Genomic DNA, 21821 nt, shown 5'->3' with positions numbered 1-21821 from the left:
GATGCAAAAAGCCCCATCGAAGCGGCACGGTTCATGCCATTCTTCGACGGGGCTTTTTCCCGTTCTGGTTCGTTCCCGTTATAAGACGGCCGACGCTTGTCCCAGCAATGAAGCGATCTCCTCCACGTCCGCGCGCTGTCCCTTGGCGATTTTGATCGTTTTCCGTTCCGGCGGCCCGCTCCAAGACGCCGGAAAAGCGATGCCGTCGGCATTGAATACGGTAAAGCTCACCGCATCCTTCGACGTCGAGATGACCGCGGCATACTTTCCGTTTTTGAGATAATGCGGCTTCTTGTACTGCATGCGCTCGAGCGCGTCCGGAACGACCCGGAAACACAGCTCCCGGAGGGCCGCGCACAACTCGGCTTGCCACGGCTCCTTGAGCTCGGCGATAAATTGCGTGATTTCCGGGTTCTGGCTCATGTTTTCTCTCCTCCGCAAACTTGAGTTGGACAGGTTTCTGCTAAGTTGACGAACGCCGAACGCTTATCTCGACACGCGCCGACCGTGTTATCTCTTTTTTAATGCGGCGAGCTGATGGCGCAGTTCTGACTCTAGCGGCCTGAGGTCGGCAGTCTCCTCTGCGGCGTCCGTCTCGCGGAGCCGCCGCAGCTCGATCCCGCCTTCGCCGAATCCGTAGGGATCCGGCATGCGCGCAGCCCAGGCGTACGCCTCTTGCTCGGAAGCCGCCTCGAGCAGCATATAACCCGCGACGACCGGATCGTCGGCCCCGCCGGAGGGGCCGGATATCATGGCCGGCGGTCCGCCCGCCCGGGGAAAGGACATCCGCATGCCGCCTGCGCTGGGCAGCAGGGTCGCCGCTTCGACGAGCACGCCCGCCTCCTTCATTCTCCGGCTGTAGTCCGCGAACGCCGCGGCTTGCTCGCGCTCCGGTCCGATGCCCGCCTCGAAGCGTGCGCTGGCCTTGATTAGGATCATATAGCGCATGATCGATTTCCCTCCCTGGATTTATGCCGTCCTAGCTTCAATCGAGGAAAAAGGACTTCAGCACCGGCGCGAGTACGTCCATCGACACGTTGTGATTTTGCCCTTTCAGCAGACGCGACTCGCCTCCAGGCACGACCGCCCCCACCTGCCGGACCGCCTCTTGGAGCGCGGCCGGGCTCTTGTCGCCGCCGACCGCCAGCACCGGGATTCGGATCGAAGCGAGCCGCGCCTCGGGAAGCGAATAATCGCCCATAATCGCAGCATCGTACGGCAGCGTGTGGGCGACGGCCCTAAGCCGCGGCCAGAACGGCATGATCCGCATCATCGCGACCGCAAAGCCGGGGGCGCCCATCAGCCGCAAAAAATACTTGACCGCTTCGTCCCGGCGGTCATCGGCAAGCAAGCGTTCAAGCTGCGCCCGTTGCACGGCAGGCGGGACCGGTCCCTTCATTCCCGCCAGATACGGAGGCTCGTAGAGCGCGAGCCGTGCGATGCCGGCGCCGCTCGATGCAGCTTCCAGTGCCAGCGCGGCACCCGAAGACAGGCCCCACACGCGCGCGAAGCCGCCATTCACCTCGATCACGGCGTTAAGATCCTCGATCTCGCGGTGTACTGCGTATGGTCGATGATCGCCGCTGTCCCCCCTGCCCCGCCGGTCATAATTAATAACCTTAAAGTCCGACGCCAAGAGTTTGGCGAGCTTCTGCAAGCCGGGAAAAGTCCTGTAGCTGAACGCGCCCCCGACCAGAATAACGACCGGACCTTCGCCGACCGCGTCGTAGGCAATTCGCGTCCCGTCTTTGGATACGGCATGTTTTGCCGCCCCTGATAACGTCTTCATCGTTCAGCCCATCCTTCGTCAATTCGAACTAGTAGGACCGCCGGTCGCGGCCTGCGCCGCGCATTCGGCCGCGCGGCGGCGCATCAGCGTCTGCTCGCGCTGGTTCTGCGTCAGGGATGCGGCCCGCTCGAACGCCTCCTTAGCCTCTTCCATGCGCCCGAGCTTCGCGAGCAGATCTCCGCGGACGCTCGGCAGCAAGTAATAGCCCCGCATGGCAGGCTCGTCCGCCAGCCCGTCGACGATCTGCAGCCCGAAAGCCGGTCCGAAGGCCATCGCGATCGCGACGGCGCGGTTGAGCTCGACGACCGGCGAAGGCGCCGTCCGGGACAGCGCCTCGTACAGCGCGGCGATCCGCGCCCAATCGGTATCCTCCGGCGTGAGCGCCTGCGCATGGCAGGCAGCGATCGCGGCCTGCAGCGCGTACGGCCCGAGCGGCCGGCCCAGGCCGCGCGCGCGCTCGAGCGCTGCCAGCCCGCGGCGGATCAGGAGCCGATCCCATAGCGCCCGGTTCTGGTCCATGAGCAGGATCGGCTCGCCCGAGGGACCGACTCTCGTCTTGAACCGCGACGACTGGATCTCCATCAGCGCGACCAGCCCGTGGACCTCCGGCTCCCGGGGCGCGGCCTCCGCCAGCATGCGGCCGAGGCGCAGCGCTTCCCGGCAGAGCGTCGGACGCATCCAGTCCGAGCCGGCCGTAGCCGAGTAGCCTTCGTTGAACATGAGGTAGACGACCTCGAGCACCGACGACAGCCGCTCTTCGAGCGCGCGGCCATCAGGCGTCCCGAACCGTTCGCGGGCGGCGGCGAGCGTCTTCTTGGCCCGGACGATCCGCTGCGCGACAGTCGGCTCCGGGACGAGGTAGGCGCGGGCGATCTCCTCCGTCGTCAAGCCGCCGAGCAGCCGCAGGGTCAGCGCGACGCGCGCTTCTCTCGACAGCGACGGATGGCAGGTCGCGAAGATCAAGCGGAGCAGCTCGTCGCCGATCTCGCCCGACTCCGCGGTTATGTCGTCCTCGGTGTACAGCGCGCAGCCGCGGCCGTATTCCTCGTATTTGCGGTCCCGCAGCTTGTTCCTCCGCAGCAGATCGATCGCCCGGCGCTTGGCCGTCGTCATGAGCCAGGCTCCCGGATTGTCCGGGATGCCGGTCTCCGGCCACCGCTCGAGCGCGATCACCAGCGCATCCTGCGCCAGATCCTCCGCCAGGCCGACATCGCGGACCATCGTCGCCAGGCGCGCGATCAGCTTGGCCGATTCGATACGCCAGACGGCGTCGATCGCGCGATGCGCGGCCTGGCCGTTCATGGCCTTCTAGGCCCTTCCAGCTGCTCGCGCAGCGCCTTTTCCTTGGCCAGCGTCTCCGGGTCCTGCGTCAGATCCGACATGTCGAAGATCTGGCGAAGCTCGATCTGGCCTTCCCCGAATCCGTGCGGATCCGGCATCCGCAGCGCCCACTCGAGCGCCTCTTCCCTGGAGCCGACCTCGATGATCGTAAACCCGGCGATAATCTCCTTGGCCTCGGTGAACGGGCCGTCCGTAATCTTCGGCTTGGCGCCTGGCTCCGGATAAGAGATTCGGATGCCCGACGAGGTCGCATGAAGCCCGTCCGCCGCGATCAACACCCCCGCCTTGGCGAGCTCCGCGTTGTACCGCTGCATCGCCGACACCAGTTCCTCGCTCGGCATGACGCCGGCTTCCGAATCCGAAGTTCCTTTGACGATCATCATAAAACGCATGGTTATTCCTCCTTTTATATGACAGGTCCCGCTTGCCGCCGCTTGAGACGGGCGCGCTCCCTGCGCTTACATGAACACGACGACCGGCAGCCCGGCAAATCGACACGCGTTCTAAAAAACTTTTTGTCCGGACTATTTATTTATCTATCTATCTATCTATCTATCGTAACTAGGTCATTTATCTAGCAAATTAATCCTACCATAATGCAGCTGCACGGCGGAGGCGATTTGCCCATCCGGGTCGCCGGCACGCCCATCGCCTTCACTGCGAGAGGCGATCTGCCCATCCGGGTCGCCGGCACGCCCATCGCCTTCACTACGAGAGGCGATCTGCCCATCCGGGCCGTCGGCACGTCCATCGCCTTCACTACGAGAGGCGATTCGCCCATCCGGGCCGCCGGCACGCCCATCGCCTTCACTACGAGAGGCGATCTGCCCATCCGGGCCGCCGGCACGCCCATCGCCTTCACTACGAGAGGCGATCTGCCCATCCGGGTCGCCGGCACGCCCATCGCCTTCACTACGGGAGGCGATTCGCCCATCCGGGCCGCCGGCACGCCCATCGGCTTCACTACGGGAGGCGATCTGCCCATCCGTGCCGCCGGCATGCCCATCGCCTTCACTACGGGAGGCGATTCGCCCATCCGGGCCGCCGGCACGCCCATCGCCTTCACTACGGGAGGCGATCCGCCCATCCGGGCCGCCGGCCCCCATCGCCTTTCATCTAAGACGCAACGCCATCCAATCCTCGTCGAAGTACCGTCCGCCGTATTTGATCGCGCGCCGCTCCGTGCCGTATACTTCGAAGCCGAGGGACGCGTAGAGCCGCTTGGCCGGCAAGTTGCCCGACATGACCGCCAGGTTGATCTGCTCCATGCCGTCGAGCGCGCGGGCTCTGCGTATCAGGTCGAGCATGAGCGCCTTGCCGACGCCCGCGCCTCGCGCGTGCGGGGCCACGTATACGCCGTACACGTTGCCTTTGTGCGCGGTCTTCATGCCCTCCTCGCGGACGAAGGTCGCGATGCCGGCCAGCGCCCCGCCTTCGCGTACCTCTGCGCCGCCTTCGCCTACCTCTCTGCCGCCTTCGCCTACCTCTCTGCCGCCTTCGCGTGCCTCCGCGCCGAGCACGAACCTGCCCGCGCCCCGCTTGATGCGCTCCGCGAACATTTCCAACGTGAATCGCGACTCCCGCTCGTAGGTCGATCCATATGCATCCGGGTCGGTCATGAGCGCCTCTAACCGAATCTGCCGGTAAGCCTCGGCGTCGGCCTCCTCCAATACGCGAATAAGCAATCCGCTCTCTCCCCTCGATCGGCCATTTTATCCCATCATAACATGCGGTCTGCCCGCCGCTACCGAGCAGCCGATATCTCTCTCCCGACACCTCAACCTCAACCTCAACCTCAACCTCCGCCTCTATCGACTCCTCCGCTCTCTTCCACCTCGTTAAACTTCCGCCCGACTCACTTCCGCCTCGTTTCCTTTCGTCCCACTCCACTTCCGCCTCGTTTCTAGTTCAATGCCGAAGGGTGCTATAATCGTAGAACAAGCAGGTCAGACCCGCACCGCATATTCGAGCGAGAATCGGAGGAGAGAGCATGGCCGATCGTACACGGCTTGACCGCAAACGTCCGGTGTCCCTGAAGGACTTTGACCCCGGCGACACGGGCGGCATCGAGAGCAAGGAGCAGGTGGAAGCCGAGATCGAGGCGCTGCGCGAACGGCTGCGCGAGGCGCAGGAGAAGCTGTACGCGAGCCGCTCGCACGGTGTGCTCGTCGTATTCCAAGGCATGGATTGCAGCGGCAAGGACGGGACGGTCAAAAAGGTGTTCTCGGCGTTCAATCCGCAGGGCTACCGGGCGGAGAGCTTCAAGACGCCGACCGAAGAAGAGGCCGACCACGACTTCCTGTGGCGTACCCACAAGCTCGTGCCCCGCAAGGGTTACATCGCTTCGTTTAACCGATCCTACTACGAAGACGTGCTGATTACCCGCGTTCACGGCCTCGTCGACGACAAGGAAGCGAAGCGCCGCCTCGAGCATATTAAAAACTTCGAAAAACTGCTGGCCGACAGCGGCGTGATCGTGATCAAGATCTTTCTTCACATCTCCAAGAAGTTTCAGCTGGAGAAGCTGCGCGACCGACTCGCGGATCCGGACAAGCTGTGGAAGTTCGATCCCAACGACCTGAAGGAACGGCAGCACTGGGAGGAATACGCCCGAGCCTACGAGGACGTATTCGAAGTGACCGGCACGAAGCGTAACCCTTGGCATATCGTCCCGGCGGACAAGCGCTGGTACCGGGACTACCGCGTGCTGCAGATCGTCGCGGAAGCGCTCGACTCGCTCGACCTGGCGTATCCCAAGGTAGACCCTGCCATATTCGGCGAGATCGACCTCGAAGAGGAGGTCGCGCGGGACGAGCGGGAAGCCCATGAGGCGCCGGCGGCACAGGAACCGCCCAGACCGGCCAGGTCTTCCAAGTCCAAGTCTGCCAAGCCGCGCAAGGATGAAAAATAAAGCAAAGCCTTCGACCGAACGCAAATTCGGCGAAGGCTTTTTTTGACGCTCTCGGCTGCCGCGCGCGGACAAGCCTCCCAAAATAAATACGGGCGACCGCTTGTCCCCCCTGTTATTTCCATTTCCGATGTGGTGAAGAATCAGTATTCAGCTGGCGCGGCCAGCGAAAAAAAACATCATGGAGGCGATTGCGATGCTTACACCGGTCGTGGGTACGTTTAGAAACGAACAGGACGTGATCGGCGCGATCGAAGCGCTCAAGGCGGCTGGGTGGAACAAAGAAGATATCTCCGTCGTCAGCCACAAGCGCGAGGCCGTCCATCACGTGGACACGGTCACCGGCACCAGCAGCGCGGAAGGCATGGTCACGGGCGGCGTGGCAGGCGCCTTCCTAGGCGGAACCGCGGGACTCCTCGCCACGGCGGGCCTGCTGTTCATTCCGGGCCTCGGACCGTTGCTCGCGGCTGGACCGATCGCGACCGTCATCGCCGGCGCCGCGGTCGGCGGCAGTACGGGCACGCTGATCGGCGGTCTCGTCGGACTCGGCATACCCGACCGCGAGGCGGAGATCTACAAGACGTTGGTCGAACAGGACCATCTGCTCGTCATCGTGAAGACCGATAGCGCTCAGCGTTCTGGCGTAGAGAGCATCTTCCAGGCGTTCGGCGCGATCGAGCCGCGCTCGTCCGCCGTATCGTTGGAGCAGGCTCCGCAGCCGGATGCCGCAGCCGTGCCCGCCGACGAGATGCGCGTCTATATCAGCGCCAAGGACGGCGACGTGCCTACGCCCGTCAAGGAACTCGTTATTCCCCACGAGAACCGGGAGGTCTGACGGATGCGCGGCAAAAGCGCGGCGCTCGCCTCGGTCTCGCTCTCCGTCTTCGTCCTCTACGCCGTCAAGACGATGAAGAAGACGATGGCGACGCTCGATGAAGCGAACCGCACGCTGATAGACGTCAAGAACTCCGCCTTGCAGGCGACGCACGACGCCACGGCGCTGATTCATACCGTTAACCGTACCGTTAAGGACGTTAAAGGTCGCATCAACACCGTGGATCCGCTGCTCGAAACTACGCATGAAGTCGGCGACGTCCTGCACACGATCGCGCACTCGGTGAAGGAGGCGCTGACATCCGGCGAGAAGGGAAGCGCGGACAACGCCGCCTCAGCCCTTCCGCATCAGGATATCGCCGTTCGCATCGGGGACCGGCCGGTCCGGCAAGCGGGTGCCGGCCGGCCCACCCTTTACCATAAATAACGACTCGGAAGGGAGGTTCGCGGGCCGCGGAAGGACATTCGCCTTCGCTACAAGATGCGACGATGGCTTAATTGGCAGTGGTGAAACCCACCTTGGCCCGGTAAGTAACATCCGTGAGTGTTTCTTCAGCCCGCTAACCCACCGTTACCCGGAAAGTAACACCCGTGAGATTGTGCCCGTCAACCCACCGTTACCCGGAAAGTAACACCCGTGAGATTGTGCCCGCCAACCCACCGTTACCCGGAAAGTAACGTCCATGAGAGTTCGCGCAAGCTGCCACACTGTCCCGCGTTAAGCCTTCCCCGCCGCGACCAGCAGGAACATCGGCCGACGGGCTTCGTCCGCCCATTCGGGGTGCTGCTGCAGCATGTCGGGCGTCGGTCTCAGCTCGGACAGCCGGTCGATGCGGAAATCCGCATCGATCAGCGCGTTCACGTAGTCCGACACCGTCCGATGGTACTTGACCACGTCATGGTCCAGGAAGCGGGCTACTCGAGGCCCCGCCTCGTGATACCGGTCCAGCGGCCAGTGGAGCTTCTCCCCCTGCGGCCCGTAATGCCAATCCTGCGCGGCGAGCGCCGTGAAGACCGGATGCTCGACGGTGAACACGAAGGCGCCGCCCGACGCCAGCCAGCGGCGGACGCCGCGGCAGACCGCGCCGAAGTCCGCCACGTAATGAAGCGCCAGCGAGCTCAGCACGACGTCGAACGCGCCGTCCGCGAAGTCGATGTCCTCGATGCCGCCCCGCACGTACGAGATCGCGGGATCGTCGGTCATCTCCCGGGCGCGCGCCAGCATTTTATCGGAGAGGTCGACGCCTACCGCCGACCTCGCCCCCTGCTCGCGGGCATACCGGCCATGCCAGCCGTAGCCGCAGCCCAGATCGAGCAATCGCTTGCCCGCCAGCTCCGGCAGCATCGTTCGCAGCTCGCTCCACTCGCCCGCCGCTCCCAGGCCGCCGACCGATCGCGGCATGCGGCTGTAATTTTCAAAAAAACGCTCGTCGTCGTATTTGTTCTGCTTCATGCGTCCTCCTCGTCGTTCCTGTACTCCAACACGTCACCGGGCTGGCAATCCAATGCCTTGCAGATCGCCTCCAGCGTCGACAGGCGGATCGCCTTCGCCTTCCCGTTCTTCAGGATCGACAGATTGGCCATCGTGATGCCGACCCGCTCCGACAGCTCGGTGACGCTCATCTTCCTCTTCGCCAGCATCACGTCAATATTAATGATAATCGCCATGGGGTTCACCTCAGACCGTCAGATCGTTCTCGGATTTAATGTCGATCGCTTCCTTCAACAGCTTCTGGAGGACGGCGGCAAATACCGCAATGACCAAGGCCGCAAAAATGACGACCATGCCGACCAGGATGATCCCCGGGGCATCGTCCCTCTCCGCGAGCAGATAGAAAAGCGGCAAACCGAGCACGTACAAGCCGCCGAAGGCGAACGCGCAGTTCTTGACCTGCTTCAGGCACTGCACGGCAAATTCCGAGAAGGCCTGGTTCTTGTCGATAAAGCCTATCAGCTTGAACGACTGATACAGGGCCCAGTAAAACGGGATCGCCGTCGCGTACAGATCCACATAAACGAAATAGCGCAAGTACGTATGGTCCGGATACAGCTCCGCCATAAAATCGGCGATCTCCGGCACCACGAAGACGCACAGCGCAAGAAACGGGATGCCGATCAGCACGACTGCAGCCTTCAAAAACAATGTGGTTCCTCGTTCCATAAAGATGTCCCTCGCTTATCGTTTGATTTATCATGACTTTAGCATAGTATTTATTGTTTTGCAATAAATAATTAACGTTAAAGAATGTATTATTGTTGTTACCGACAAACTCCCTCCGAGCATGCGGCGTTCGATTGCGGGAGGAATAATATACCTGTAAATCTTTTCTTTTTTATTGCGCCCGCCCCTCTTATAATAGTAAATGCAGGAAAATTGTCGTCACCGTTCGACAGTTTTGCAGATACCACGAGGGGGAACCTATGCGCCTTAACGATACGTTGACCATTGCGATGATGTGCGAGCACCCGAATGCGACGCGGCTTAAATACGCCTGCGCTTCGGTCGCCAAGCTGAGCGGGGTCGGCTTTTTTTATTTTGTGCCGGACGACGTCGATGTCGCCGCCCGCAAAATAAAGGGCTATACCGTCGAAAACAACGAATGGGTGAGCCGGATCTTCGACTATCCCGACGCGATCTACGATCGCGCCTGCCGGATGGGCAAGCTGTACGGCCCGGTATACGAGGCGCTTGCGCACATTCCAATCTCTACGGACAAGCCCGCTAACAAAGGCAGCAAATTGATCACTTACCGCAAGATCATGGAGAACGGCTTGTTCGCCGAATATATGATTCCGTCGGCCATCGTCTCGGGCGCCGGGCAGATCGGGAGCTGGCTGCACCGTTACCGCGACATCGTCGTCAAGCCCGTATCCGGAACGCAGGGTAAAGGACTGTTCTGCATACGAACCGCGGGCGCCGGGTTCGAGGTCACGCTAGGCCGGAGAAAAACGGCGTATCCCGACAAGGAGAGCCTGCTCGAATGGCTCGCAGCGGAGCCGCTGAACGCCGGAGGACGATTTTTGGTACAACCCTTTATCCGGAGCGCGACGCGCGAGGGCAACCCGTTCGACATCCGTGCCCATCTGTCCAGGAACGGCGAGGGCAAGTGGGGCATCGTCAAGCTGTACCCGCGGATCGGCTCGAGTCGCGGCGTGATCTCTAATATTAGCGCGGGAGGACATACCACCGATCTGAAGTCCTTCTATCAATTGGATCTGGGCAAAAAAGACTTCGTCTCGTTCCAAAAGAAGCTGAGCGAATTCTCGATCCAATTCGCCGAGCATTACCAAGGCTTGCTGGACTACAGGCTGCAGGAGATGGGACTGGACCTCGGCATCGACGCGAGCGGGAAAATGTGGCTGTTCGAGGTCAATCTGAACCGGCTCGGCACGATGTACGTCGAGCTCGAAGCCGCACAGTTAGGGATTCCTTATACGATTTATTTAGCCAAGCAGGGCCGTACGACAACCGCTTCCGCATTTAATACTAATGACAAGGGTGAATGGATTGAAAAGAAATAACGAACGCCATCAAGGGAAGAAAAATAAAAAACAAAAAGCGGCGAAGGCCTACCTGCAGCTGCTGAACGCCTCGCTGCTCGCCGCTTCGCTGACGGCAGGCGTAGCGGGACATGCCGCCAAGGCGAACGCAGAGAGCCCCGTCGCGCCGAGCGCGAGCGTGGTCCAAGCGGCCGCTTCGCAGCTGCCGGTCTATGAGGGCGACTCGCTGATGCACTTCCGGAATATGCTGGGAGCGGCGCAGCAGAACGACTCGCTCATCGGCGGGGAGGGTATCCCGCATGAGGCCGTGACCTCCCTCACCGTCGCCAAAAACACAGCCATCGTAGCAAGACTGAGCAGCGTCGACAAACAGGTCGATGAAGCAGACGACGTATTCTATAAGATCGTTAAAGGACCATCAAAAGGCGTTCTCGAACTTCTAGATAACGCAACCGGCACCTTTAGGTTCACGCCGCCCGCTGACTTAACGGAAAAAGAAATCACTTTCACTTTTGTCGAAATGTACGGCGAAGACCAGTCCAAACAAACCGAAGAGATCGAGGTGACGCTCCATATCACGGAGACCGCCGATCAAAAAGCCGTCGCAGCCGCCCGTGATGCGCTCGTGATCGGATACGCGTCAGGCGACACTGCTATGTATGTGACACAAAACTTGACGTTACCCGCCGCAGGGACTGGCGGCACGACCGTGACATGGACGAGCAGCGCGATCGGTACGGTCAGCGACACCGGCGCGGTCACGCGTCCCGTCGGCGCGGACGCCGGGGTGCAACTGACGGCAGCCGTCCGCTTGGGCGAAGCCACGGCAATCCGCGTCTTCGACATCGTCGTCAAGGCGCTGCCGCAGACGAGTTATACCCCCCCGAGCTCGAGCAGCTCGGGCGAGCAGCTGATCAGCGCGGTCCGCAGCAGCGACCAGACGCCGAACTCGGCTTCGCTGCAGGTCGCCAAGGGCGCCGACGGCAAGGCGCGGTCCGCTACGATCCGCCTGCTGGCGGAAGGCGTGAAGACGGCGGCCGGCAAGGCGCAGCCCGGCGACAAGGTGTCGATCGTCACGCCCGACCTGACCGGCGTGGATCAAGTGCTGGCCGTGCTGCCCGGCGACGCCATGGCCGCCCTGGCGGACAAGCAGGCGGTGCTGGCGATCGAGACGGGCGCCGCGGGCGCGCGCGTTCCGGCGGAGGCGTTCGACATCGCCGGATTGGCGGAGCGAGCCGGCGTGACCGCGGATCGGATCGAGCTGCGACTCGCGATGACCAAGGAAGCAGCCGCCTCCGTACCGGCGGGCGCCCTGGCTGGCGGTGCGGCGCTCAGCGCGCCGTACAGCGTCAAGCTCACGGCAGGGCTGCCGGACGGACGGCAGGTCGACGTGCCGTTCTACGACGCCAGGTTCGCGACGCTGACGATTCCGCTGGACCGTCCGGTCACCGAATACGCGAACGCTATGGGCGTCATCATCGAGGACGGCAAGGCTTATCCGGTGCCGGTCCGGTTCACCGCCGACGGCAAGGCCGAGATTCACACGACGCGCAACGGCACGTTCATGCTGATCGAGCGCAGCGCGTCCGGCTTCAACGACACGGCGGGCCATTGGGCTTCGTCGGCCATCACGACGCTGGCGAACAAGAGGATCGTCGAAGGCGCCGAGGGCACGGACGGCGCCTATGCGCCCGACGCGTCCGTAACCCGCGCGGAATTCGCCGTCATGCTCGTTCGCGCACTGGGCTTGGATACGCCGTCCGCAAGCAGCGGGGCCGGCGCGTTCGCAGACGTATCCGGCGGCGCCGCATACGCGCAGGCCGTGAGCAGCGCCATCAGCGCGGGTCTCTTCAAGGGCATCTCGTCCGACCGCTTCGCGCCGGACCAGCCCATCACGCGCGAGCAGATGGCGGCCGTCCTCGTCCGGGCGGCGAAGGCCTACCATCTGAGCCTTCCCCAGTCGGACTCGCCTACGGGCGCCTCCGGCATCGAGCGCTTCAGCGACGGGGCGAGCGTGTCCGCGTGGGCCAGGGACGAAGTCGACGCAGCGGTGCGCGCCGGACTCGTCCAGGGCGGCGGCGACGGCCGGATCGCATCCGGCGAGTCGGGAACCCGCTCGCAGACCGCGGCCATGCTGCTGCAGCTGCTGCAGCGCGCCGGCCTGATCAACTAATTCCGCTATTGCCGCCATATTCGCGGTTCACCGCAAAACAGAACAAGAGCCGGGCTTATGCCCGGCTCTTGTTCTGTTTTGCCAGATACAACGCGTAAGGAATCGCGAACCTGGCCGCTTCGAAGCCGTGGAACGTATTGCCGATCTGGTTGAAATTCGCTTCGAACAGCCACAGCGACCGGGCTTCGTCGACGCCGATGTCGAGCGCGATCTCGTGGCACGCGCTGCCCATGACCGCCTCGAAGCGGCGCACCGCCATCAGGCCGTAATACCGTACCTTCTGGTCCATCTCCATCCCCGGCGCTTCCCCGTACTGACTGGACAGAAACCAGTCCCATTTGCTCGCCAGCCTCAGCGTCTCCGCGTGGTTGGTCGCGTGCAAGCCGGAGGACAGCGACAGGAACGGCTGCACGAACACGATTTCCCACTCGTTCTCCCCGTTCCGCATCAGATGAACCCTCAGGTGAAACGGATAGCCTTCCTTCGTCACGCTGCGAACGAACCGCTGCGCGACGTAGCCCTGACCGCCGTACATCTCGAGAAACGTCCGGAACTCGCGGGCATTCAGTCGATGCAGGAACTGCTGGTCGAACAGCAGGTACTCGCCCTCGTCCGTCCGTTCGATCATGATGATGCTTTTCCCGTGAGAACCGACGGATGGCTTCATCACGATCGTCCGGTGCCGGTCCACGAACGCGGACATCGTGCCGGCGTCCTGTACCGAAGTATACGGAATGACGGAATCGGCCAGCGCAGGATGGTCCTGCATCCATTGGTATACGCGCTCCTTGCTCATCGAGCCGCTGCGGAGGAGATGGGTGAACGGCAGCGCGTCCAGCGCCACGTATAGCTGCTCGTATTCGGCGACGCCCCTCCGCTTGAACCGGTCGTAGACGACGTCGGGATAGGGACAGGTCCGCTTTTTCCAGGCGCCGCCTTCGAATACCCGCCCCCGGATGGTACGGTCTTCGACGTTTACGTTTTTCGGATGAAAGTAGAAAAAGTCCGCGCCGTGCAGCAGCGCGATGGAGGCGCACGCCTCCATGAAGCTCTGGTCGACCTGTATGCCGACGAGCATGCCTACGGTCAGCCTGTCCGTCGAAACGCCCGCTGTCGCCTGCCGCTCCTCGGCTCCGCCCCGCGCCGAACCCCCGGCAAGGCGGATCGCATAGGAGATCGCGGCGGAAGCGCGCTCCCGCTCGTGATCGCGGGTCTGCGGACTCGTATTCGCTTCATAGAACCACGTCCGCCCGTCGCCGTCTATCGCCAGATCGATGCCGAGCTCGTCCAGATCGTACGGATAACAGCCGTCCAGATACGACGCGATCTCCAGGCCGAGCTGCGCGAGATGTCCTGCGATAAAAGGGTGGCTCTCGGGGAACTCCCGCCGCAAAAAGGCCGCCAGCTCTACCGTTCCTCCGCCCCGGGCGAGATTGCTGACGATCGTACCCGGCTCGCCGACCCGCGGATAGACCTTCGTCAGGCTCCATCGTCCGTCGCCGTCCCGCTGCACGTGTACCCTGAAGTCGAACGGCTCTCCCGCCGCCGTCAGACAAGCCTGATACGGCTGCATGATGAACGGCCCGGACTGCGACAGACGGTTCAGCCGGCGCATCAACTCGGCTTCGTCGACGCGAATGACCTCGCGGCCTTCCTGCCACAGGGCGTTCTCTCCGTCCAGGGAGACGCCTACGACCGAGGTTCCCTGTCTGCCGTCGTCGGGCTTCACGACGATACGGCCGTGCAAGCGCAGGAAGGGCATGGCCGCACCCGCTTCCGTCATCCGCTCCGTCGGCATGATCAGCCCGGACAGCGCGGGGGATTCCCTCAGCATGCCGTACACTGCGTATTTGCCGTGGATCAGGCGGGTCGTCATCGCCGTCCGCTCCGCGAGTCGCCGGGCCTTGTCCGATTGCCGCTCGGGCGGCAGCGGAGAGTCGTTGAGCACCGCGGGAGGGATGCCGGTCCTCCTCGTCACCCACCCTTCGGACGCGTAGACCAGACCGTCGACCGCGTTCTGCTCGAGATCGATCGCGTCGTCGTCGAAAAAGACGAGGCTCGCCCCTCTCGCCTCCGCGGCCCGCAGCAAGGCTTCGGTCCGCTCGCGCGGCATATGGCGTACCGGATCGACGGGACTGTATATGCCGATCTCCATGGTGATCGTCCCCCTTCGCTATGTATCGCGTACTCGACGATTTATTTTACAATATAAATCATCGTCCGGTATCCGTATATTCGAGGCGGGCAATGATCCATTTTTACCCGGCCGGCCGCCGGAGGAACCGACGACGACGCAAAAAGGAGTTCTCCGGCTCCCGCGCGATCGGCGCGGAAGCAAAGAACTCCTGTCGGTACCCTAGCCGCCGCCGAGCCGTGAGCGGCCTGCAGCCTCCGTAACGCGATTAACGGCGGCCCAGCACCGCCTCGAACTCCGCCCACTGCGCCTCGGACAGCCGTACGCCGGACGCGCGGACGTTCTCCTCCACCTGCTCGGGCCTGCTGGCGCCTACGATGGCGCTCGAGACCTGCGGATGGCGCAGCGTCCAGGCGAGCGCGAGCTGGGAGAGCGTCAGGCCGAAGTCGGCGGCCATCTCCTGCAGCGTCCGCGCCTGGTGGACGTACTCCTCCTTAAGCCAGGACCGTACGGCTTCGCTTCCGTTGCCGTCGGCCGCCCGGTTGGAGGACCGCACGTCGGCGACGGACTTGAAGTTGCCGGCGAGGACGCCCTGCGCAAGCGGCGAATACGCGACCTGCCCGATGCCGTGACGGTCGCACAAGGGCAGGATCTCCGGCTCGATCCCCGGCGCGAACATGTTGTACAGCGGCTGATTGGCGGCGATCGGGCGCAGGCCGAGCTTGTCGACGACGGCTACGGCCCGCTCGATGTCCGCGGCGGACATGTTGCTGATGCCGACGTACAGAATCTTGCCTTGCCTGACCAGATCGTCCATCGCTCTGTACGTCTCCTCCATCGGCGTCTCCGCGTCCGGATAATGGCAATAATACAGGTCGATGTATTCGACGCCCAGCCGCCTCAGCGATGCGTCGCATTGCTCGAAGATATGCTTGCGGGAGAGGCCTTGCTGGTTCGGCAGGTCGCCCATTGGTCCCCTGACCTTAGTCGCCAGCACGTAGGCGGATCTGGGAATCCGCGCGAGCGCCTCGCCCACAACCCGCTCCGCCTCGCCGTTCATGTACACATTGGCCGTGTCGAAAAAGTTGATGCCCGAATCGTAAGCCTTCGTCACGAGCTGCCGGGCCGTCTCTTTCCCGACGTATCCCCCGAACGTAAGCCAGCTGCCCAAGCTGATCTCGCTGACCTTTAGTCCGGTGGCGCCCAATTTCCGGTATTCCAAGCCCATTCCCCCTCAGCCGATAGGATTCCTCCTATCCTATTCGGCCGGCGGCGGCGACATTCGCGCTACGTGCGCGGTTCATGCGCGGTTCATGCGCGGTTCATGCGCGGTTCATGCTCGGTTCGTGCGCCGTTCATGCTCGGTTCGTGCGCTGTTCGTGCGCCGTTCATGCTCCGTACAAGCGCAGCTCGTATATGGCGCACGCGCGGCTCGCCTGCGGCCTCCTCAGATCAATCCCGAGCGCCGGCCCGTTCGCTCCAGCGCGCCGATCGCGAAGTCGAGATCCTCCCGGGTATGGGACGCCGTCACGATCAACCTGACCCTGCCCTTGTCCATCGCGACCGTCGGATAGACGATGCCCTGCGCGAAGACGCCCTCGGCGAGCAGCGCGTCGGAGAACCGCATCGTATCGGCAGGCGTGCCGACGATGATCGGGATGATCGGCGTCTCGCTCATGCCGCAGTCGAATCCGAGCGCCTGGAGCCGGCCCCGGCAGTAGTTCGCGTTGCTCCACAGCCGCTCGATCAGCTCCGGGCTGCGCCCGAGGACCCGGACCGCGGCCAGGCACGAGGCCGCCACGGCAGGCGTCTGCGACGTGCTGAACAGGAAGGAGCGCGCCCTGTGGATCAGATAGTCCTTCAGCAGCGCGGAGCCCGCCATGTAGCCGCCCGATACGCCGATCGCCTTGGACAGCGTGCCGACCTGGATGTGTACCCGCCCATGCAGGCCAAAGTGGTCGGTCGAGCCCTTGCCGCAGCGTCCGAGCACCCCGCTGGCGTGCGCGTCGTCCACGTAGACGGCCGCATCGTACCGCTCCGCGAGCGCGACGATGTCCGGCAGCGGCGCGATGTCGCCGTCCATGCTGAACACGCCGTCCGTGACGATGAGCCGGGCGCGGTACGACGCGCTCTCCTTCAGCGCCTGCTCCAGCTGGTCCAGATCCTTGTGCGCGTATACTTTGCGGCTCGCCTTGGTCAGGCGGATGCCGTCGATGATGCTCGCGTGGTTAAGCGCGTCGCTGATGACGACGTCGTCCGGCCCGAGGATCGAACCGAGAATGCCCGAGTTCGTCGCGAAGCCGGACTGGAATACGAGCGTCGCCTCCGTGCCCTTGAAAGCCGCCAGCTCCCGCTCTAGCTCGCCGTGGATGCCGAGCGTGCCGGCGATCGTGCGGACGGAGCCGCTCCCGACGCCGTAGGTCTCGATCGCCTCGATGGCGGCCCGCTTCAGCTCGGGATGCTCGGTCAATCCGAGATAGTTGTTGGAGGACAGCTGCAGCACGCGGCGGCCGCCTAGCTTCATCCAGCTGCCCGAGCCGCCCTCCCATTCCGTCAGCGGCCGGTATCTGCCGTCCGCCTTGAGCTGATCGAGCTCCGCCGATAAATAGTCCAGGTTAGCCATCTCTAGTTCCCGACTCCTTCATATGGTCTGATGTCTTCGCGTTGTTCGTGGAGGAACACGACCTTGCCGCAGTTGCCGGACTTCACCAGCTCGAAGGCTTCCTCGTAGCGGTCCAGCGTGAACGTATGCGTGACGAGTCCGTCCAGCCGCAGCGCGCCGGTATCGAGCAGTCCCTTCATCTGGTACCAGGTCTCGTACATGCGGCGGCCGGTGATGCCCTGGACGCTGATTCCCTTGAAAATAAGATGGCGGGCCAGGTTCAACGGAACGTCGTCCGTCGGGATGCCGAGCAGCGAGACGCGGCCCGCGCTCGCCGCCGCCTCGAATCCGCTGCGGATGGCCGCCGGATGGCCGGACATCTCGAGCACGACCTCGGCGCCTTCTCCGTCCGTGAGCGCGCGGATCGCTTCGGCCAACGGCTGCTCCGCGCTGTTCACGAGCGCATCCGCACCCATCCGCCCCGCCATCTCCAGCCGGTTGGCGCGTACGTCGACGGCGATGATCTTGCCTGCGCCGCAAGCCCTCGCTACGGCGATCGCCATCAGTCCGATGGCGCCCGTGCCGATCACGGCGACGGACCTGCCGACGATGTCGCCGGCGAGGACCGTCTGCACGGCGTTGCCGAGCGGGTCCTGCAGGCAGGCCAGCTCGAACGGCATCTCCGGCCGGTTGTGAATGACGTTGCTCGCCGGCAGTATGGCATACTCGGCGAAGCAGCCCGGCGCGGAGATGCCGAAGCTGCGCGTGCGGGCGCAGACATGCGCGTTGCCCGTGCGGCAGGCCTTGCAGTTGCCGCATACGATATGACCTTCGCCGGATACGCGGTCGCCGGCCTTGACGCTCGTCACCCGTTCGCCGACGGCTTCGACGACGCCTGCGAACTCGTGTCCGAACACGTTCGGCGTGACGACGGCGCCCTCCGCCCAGGCGTCCCAATTGTAAATATGCAGATCCGTGCCGCAGATCGAAGACGCTTTCACCTTGACCAGTACTTCGTCCGGACCGGGGACCGGTACCGGCACTTCCATCAACGCCGCGCCCGGCCCCCGGTTCGCTTTAACCAGCCCGAGCATGGTACGTTCCCGCATTCTCATCCACACCCTCACTCAGAATCAAACTCGCTTCGTACAATATATTATACATTCGTATTATATATTGTACAATTCATTATTGAAGGTTTATATTCTGCCGCCGTCCGGTATAATGGAAAGAAAATAACGGGATACGGGTGGCTGCGATGGACGCGATTCACAAAAAGGTCGGAAAAAACCTGCAAGCCGTGCGCAAATCGCGCGGTCTCAGCCTGGATCAGACGGCCGAGCTGACGGGCGTGAGCAAAGCGATGATCGGCCAGATCGAGCGGGGAGATTCCAATCCGACGATCTCCGTGCTCTGGAAAATCGTGAACGGATTAAAAATTTCGTTTACCTCGTTAATCGAGGAGAGCAAAACGGAAGTAACGGTCGTCGAAACGGAACGGCTCGAAGCGTTCGAAGAGGAGGACGGGGCTTACCGCGCGTTCCCGATGTTTCCTTACGATCAGCGCAAAGGCTTCGAGATCTATGCGGTCCGCATGGACCCGGGATGCAGCCACGAGTCGGAGCCGCACAACGAAGACGTCGAGGAATATATCGTCGTGACGGGCGGCTCGCTGGAGGTGGAGGTCGACGGCGAGACTTACGCGATCGGGGCGGGCAACGCCGTGCGCTTCCCGGCGGATCAACCGCATGCGTACCGGAACAATACGGATCAAGTCACTTCTTATATTACGCTCATCCATTACCCTTCATGATGGCAGGCAGGCCCGCTTACCGGAATTTCCGGCGAGCGCGGCCTTTTTTTAATTTTACCGCGACCGGCCCCCTCTTCCTGACAGACTGTTGTCAGAAACCCTGTACTATCATAAGGATGTAAGGTTGATCGAACAACGGAAGATAACGAGGAGGACAACCAAAATGTACGAAACGAAAGAAGCCGCATACGCAAACGAAGCAGCCATCCGCCCATTCCGCGTGGAAATCCCGCAAGCCGACCTGGACGATCTCGCCTACCGCTTGTCCCGCACCCGTTGGCCGAACGCCCTGAACGGGGCGGAATGGAAATACGGCGTCTCGCTCGATTACGTCAAAGCGCTGGCCGACTATTGGCAGCACGGCTACGACTGGCGCGAGCACGAAGCGCGGATCAACGCCTACCCGCAATTCACGACGGAGATCGACGGCGCGCACATTCACTTCCTTCACGTCCGCTCGCCCGAACCGGACGCGCTCCCGCTGCTGCTAACCCATGCGTGGCCCAGCTCGATCGCCGAGTTCCTGGACGTCATCGGACCGCTCAGCGACCCGCGCAGCCATGGCGGCGATCCTGCGGACGCCTTCCACCTCGTCATTCCCTCCGTGCCGGGCTTCGGATTCTCCGGGCCGGCGCTGGATGCCGGATGGAGCATCGCCCGGATCGCCAGGGCCTGGCCGGAGCTGATGCGGCGCCTGGGCTATGAGCTATACGGCGTTCACGGCAGCGACTGCGGGGCGCTCGTCTCCCGCGAGATGGGCCTGCGGCGGTCCGAAGGACTCATCGGACTGCATGTCCTCCAGCTGTTCTCGTTCCCGTCCGGCGATCCCGCCGAGATGGCGGATCTCTCCGAGGAGGACGGCCGCAGGCTCCAGTTCCTGGCGAACTTCCACGAGCGGGCCGGGTTCAACGCCATCCAGTCCACCCGTCCGCAGACGCTCTCCTACGGGCTGACCGATTCGCCGGCTGGCCAGCTGAGCTGGATCGCGGAGATGTTCAACGGCTTCGGCGACCACGTCGACGCCATCGGCCGCGATGCGCTGTTGACCAATGCGTCCATCTACTGGCTGACGAACACGGCGGAATCCTCCACGCGGCTGTACTACGAGAATGCGCACGATGCCGAGGCGCCGGCGCAAGGACCGAACGGCGTGCCGACCGGACTCGCCGTATTCGGCGACGACTTCAAGTCGATCCGCAGATTCGCCGAGCGGGACAACACGAACATCGTTCACTGGTCCGAGTTCGAGCGGGGCACGCACTTCGCGGCTTACGATCAACCGGCGGCGCTGACGGGCGACCTGCGGACGTTTTTCGGATCACTTCGCCGCTGACGGCGAGCGCTTGGGTTAAGAGATGCCGGCCAATATGAGTAAAAGTAAAAACCGCGACGACGCCCGGGGCATAACCCCGTTCGTCTATCGCGGTCTTTTCGTCGTTTCTCGCTCCTACCGGTCGCAGCCGTCTTAAATCTCCATGCTCCTCCACATCATCAGCGCGGCGCCCGTGGCGACGGCGTCCTCGCGCAGCTCGCCTTTGGTGAAGACCGGCTGATACGCAGGATAGTAATAAACGTTCTGGCGCGCGGCATCGATCGCGGTCCGGTAAAAGCGCTCATCCGCGTAGATCAATGAACCGCCCAGGATGACGGTCTCCGGATGGAACAGATTGATCATGTTCGCAAGTCCGATGCCCAGATAAGCGGCAGCCCGGTCGAATAGCTCGACCGCCGGCGGATAGCCCTGACGCAGCGCCTGCAGCAGGTCTTCGTAGCGGATTTGCTCCGGCGCCAGCCGCAGCCGCTCCGCCCAGCCCCCGCCCAGCTTGGCGAGCGACCGCGCCTGCTTCTCCAGCGCCTGTATGGAGGCGTATGCCTCCAGGGCGCCGAAGTTGCCTCCCTCCTGCAGCCGCGGGCCGTCCGCCTGGACGATCATCTGTCCCACGGCCCCCTCCATATCGATCGAGCCGTGGACGACGGCTCCGTTCGACATCAGGGCGGACCGCAGCCCGACTCCGGCATGCACGTACAGCATATGCTGCGGTTGAGATTCCCGGAGCGCCCAGCGCTCGCCCATGAGCGCCGCGTTCGCGCCGTTCTCCAGCCGAGCTGCGAAGCCGGTCGCCTCCTCGGCCATGCGACAGATCGGAACATCCTGCCAGCCGGGCGCCGCAAAGTATAGCGGCCGAAGGACGGCACCTCGCTCGCGGTCCAGCGGGCCGACGGCGCCGATGCCGATGCCCCTGACCTGGCCGGGCTCGATCTTGTGGTCGTACAGAATGGCCTTGACCGTCTGCGCGACGTGCGCGATCAGCTTGTCCGGCGTCATCGCCTCGTCCATGCGCCAGCGGGTGAACGACATCGGGTTCATGCGGACGTCGAAAAAACCGAGCGAGGAATGGAACCGGGAGATCTCCAGCCCGAAAAAGTAGCCGTATGCGGGATTCGTCTCGTACAGAATCGGCCTGCGTCCGCCGCTGGAAGGACCTAGCCCCGAAGCCTGGATCAGTCCGTCCGCGGTCATCTCCTCGAGCGTGCGGGTAAGCGTGCTGCTCGGGATGCGGAAGCGGTCCAGCAGTTCGGCCTTGGAGGCGACGCCCTGCTCGGCGATATGGCGATAGATCAATTCCTTGGACGTGGGCAGTCTGCCGTCAGGATTCATGAACAGGGCACATCCTCGCTGGTTGGTTCGGCTTCATCAATTCTCTTATTATATCGAATCGCTCTCA

At 63.0% G+C, this 21821-nt stretch carries 22 protein-coding genes; 7 read left to right on the top strand and 15 right to left on the bottom strand.

What is annotated here, in order from left to right; all coding sequences use genetic code 11:
* Positions 1-78 precede the first annotated feature (78 nt).
* From PQG80_RS20670 to PQG80_RS20640, 7 genes are all read right to left on the bottom strand, one after another.
* Positions 79-423, bottom strand: coding sequence for a DUF1801 domain-containing protein (locus PQG80_RS20670; protein ID WP_271753439.1), 345 nt, complete (start codon positions 421-423; stop codon positions 79-81).
* Positions 424-510: 87 nt separating this feature from the next.
* Positions 511-948, bottom strand: coding sequence for a YciI family protein (locus PQG80_RS20665; protein WP_271753438.1), 438 nt, complete (start codon positions 946-948; stop codon positions 511-513).
* A gap of 37 nt (positions 949-985) precedes the next feature.
* Positions 986-1789 carry an alpha/beta fold hydrolase gene (locus PQG80_RS20660; protein ID WP_271753436.1) on the bottom strand — a complete coding sequence of 268 codons (804 nt, stop codon included), beginning with the start codon at positions 1787-1789 and terminating at the stop codon, positions 986-988.
* A gap of 18 nt (positions 1790-1807) precedes the next feature.
* A complete protein-coding gene (locus tag PQG80_RS20655) occupies positions 1808-3091 on the bottom strand; it encodes an RNA polymerase sigma factor (protein WP_271753435.1) in 1284 nt (427 codons plus the stop codon).
* Positions 3088-3522, bottom strand: coding sequence for a YciI family protein (locus PQG80_RS20650; protein WP_271753434.1), 435 nt, complete (start codon positions 3520-3522; stop codon positions 3088-3090). Before PQG80_RS20650 ends, PQG80_RS20655 begins: the two co-directional genes overlap by 4 nt.
* Before the next feature lie 182 nt (positions 3523-3704).
* Positions 3705-4217 carry a hypothetical protein gene (locus PQG80_RS20645; RefSeq protein ID WP_271753433.1) on the bottom strand — a complete coding sequence of 171 codons (513 nt, stop codon included), beginning with the start codon at positions 4215-4217 and terminating at the stop codon, positions 3705-3707.
* A 25-nt stretch (positions 4218-4242) separates the two neighbouring features.
* Entirely contained in the window at positions 4243-4815 is a 573-nt protein-coding gene (locus tag PQG80_RS20640; RefSeq protein WP_271753432.1) for a GNAT family N-acetyltransferase, read from the bottom strand.
* A gap of 305 nt (positions 4816-5120) precedes the next feature.
* On the opposite strand from PQG80_RS20640, the gene PQG80_RS20635 reads away from it, so the two are divergent.
* The 3 genes from PQG80_RS20635 to PQG80_RS20625 all read left to right on the top strand — a co-directional run bounded on the left by PQG80_RS20635 (position 5121) and on the right by PQG80_RS20625 (position 7299).
* Positions 5121-6041 (top strand): PPK2 family polyphosphate kinase, encoded by a 921-nt coding sequence (locus tag PQG80_RS20635; protein ID WP_271753430.1) that lies wholly within the window; start codon positions 5121-5123, stop codon positions 6039-6041.
* Positions 6042-6234: 193 nt separating this feature from the next.
* Positions 6235-6873, top strand: coding sequence for a general stress protein (locus tag PQG80_RS20630; protein WP_271753429.1), 639 nt, complete (start codon positions 6235-6237; stop codon positions 6871-6873).
* Between the two features lie 3 nt (positions 6874-6876).
* Positions 6877-7299: a DUF948 domain-containing protein gene (locus PQG80_RS20625; protein ID WP_271753428.1), complete on the top strand. Its 423-nt coding sequence runs from the start codon at positions 6877-6879 to the stop codon at positions 7297-7299.
* Between the two features lie 291 nt (positions 7300-7590).
* Here PQG80_RS20625 and PQG80_RS20620 read toward each other — a convergent pair whose 3' ends face one another.
* Genes PQG80_RS20620 through PQG80_RS20610 form a run of 3 tightly spaced genes read right to left on the bottom strand, consistent with a single transcriptional unit; the run spans position 7591 to position 9033 of the window.
* On the bottom strand, positions 7591-8325 hold the full coding sequence (locus PQG80_RS20620; protein WP_271753427.1) for a class I SAM-dependent methyltransferase: 735 nt from the start codon (positions 8323-8325) through the stop codon (positions 7591-7593).
* Entirely contained in the window at positions 8322-8540 is a 219-nt protein-coding gene (locus tag PQG80_RS20615; protein ID WP_271753426.1) for a helix-turn-helix domain-containing protein, read from the bottom strand. The genes PQG80_RS20620 and PQG80_RS20615 overlap by 4 nt, the downstream gene beginning before the upstream one ends.
* Positions 8541-8550: 10 nt before the next feature.
* Positions 8551-9033, bottom strand: coding sequence for a DUF2975 domain-containing protein (locus PQG80_RS20610; RefSeq protein WP_271753425.1), 483 nt, complete (start codon positions 9031-9033; stop codon positions 8551-8553).
* Between the two features lie 260 nt (positions 9034-9293).
* On the opposite strand from PQG80_RS20610, the gene PQG80_RS20605 reads away from it, so the two are divergent.
* Both PQG80_RS20605 and PQG80_RS20600 read left to right on the top strand, forming a co-directional pair.
* Positions 9294-10394 carry a YheC/YheD family protein gene (locus PQG80_RS20605; protein ID WP_271753424.1) on the top strand — a complete coding sequence of 367 codons (1101 nt, stop codon included), beginning with the start codon at positions 9294-9296 and terminating at the stop codon, positions 10392-10394.
* Positions 10381-12546 (top strand): S-layer homology domain-containing protein, encoded by a 2166-nt coding sequence (locus tag PQG80_RS20600; RefSeq protein ID WP_271753423.1) that lies wholly within the window; start codon positions 10381-10383, stop codon positions 12544-12546. Before PQG80_RS20605 ends, PQG80_RS20600 begins: the two co-directional genes overlap by 14 nt.
* 55 nt (positions 12547-12601) lie before the next feature.
* Here the strand turns inward: PQG80_RS20600 and PQG80_RS20595 are convergent, their stop codons facing one another.
* From PQG80_RS20595 to tdh, 4 genes are all read right to left on the bottom strand, one after another.
* Positions 12602-14701, bottom strand: a complete 2100-nt coding sequence (locus tag PQG80_RS20595; RefSeq protein ID WP_271753422.1) for a YheC/YheD family protein — start codon at positions 14699-14701, stop codon at positions 12602-12604.
* Between the two features lie 247 nt (positions 14702-14948).
* Positions 14949-15902, bottom strand: coding sequence for an aldo/keto reductase family protein (locus PQG80_RS20590; protein ID WP_271753421.1), 954 nt, complete (start codon positions 15900-15902; stop codon positions 14949-14951).
* A gap of 225 nt (positions 15903-16127) precedes the next feature.
* Positions 16128-17303 (bottom strand): glycine C-acetyltransferase, encoded by a 1176-nt coding sequence (locus PQG80_RS20585; protein WP_271753420.1) that lies wholly within the window; start codon positions 17301-17303, stop codon positions 16128-16130.
* Between the two features lie 2 nt (positions 17304-17305).
* Complete coding sequence (gene tdh / locus PQG80_RS20580; RefSeq protein WP_271753419.1) at positions 17306-18391, bottom strand: L-threonine 3-dehydrogenase; 1086 nt, start codon at positions 18389-18391, stop codon at positions 17306-17308.
* Positions 18392-18540: 149 nt separating this feature from the next.
* Between tdh and PQG80_RS20575 the strand changes: the two genes are divergently transcribed.
* Positions 18541-19095 carry a helix-turn-helix domain-containing protein gene (locus PQG80_RS20575; protein ID WP_271753418.1) on the top strand — a complete coding sequence of 185 codons (555 nt, stop codon included), beginning with the start codon at positions 18541-18543 and terminating at the stop codon, positions 19093-19095.
* Positions 19096-19258: 163 nt separating this feature from the next.
* Complete coding sequence (locus PQG80_RS20570; RefSeq protein ID WP_271753417.1) at positions 19259-20428, top strand: epoxide hydrolase family protein; 1170 nt, start codon at positions 19259-19261, stop codon at positions 20426-20428.
* A 132-nt stretch (positions 20429-20560) separates the two neighbouring features.
* On the opposite strand, the gene PQG80_RS20565 is transcribed toward PQG80_RS20570, so the two are convergent.
* Positions 20561-21754: an ROK family transcriptional regulator gene (locus PQG80_RS20565; protein WP_271753416.1), complete on the bottom strand. Its 1194-nt coding sequence runs from the start codon at positions 21752-21754 to the stop codon at positions 20561-20563.
* Positions 21755-21821: the final 67 nt, after the last annotated feature.

The organism is Cohnella rhizoplanae, assembly GCF_948329515.1.
Classification (GTDB): Bacteria; Bacillota; Bacilli; order Paenibacillales; family Paenibacillaceae; genus Cohnella; species Cohnella rhizoplanae.
This window is presented reverse-complemented; position numbering and strand designations above follow the sequence as displayed.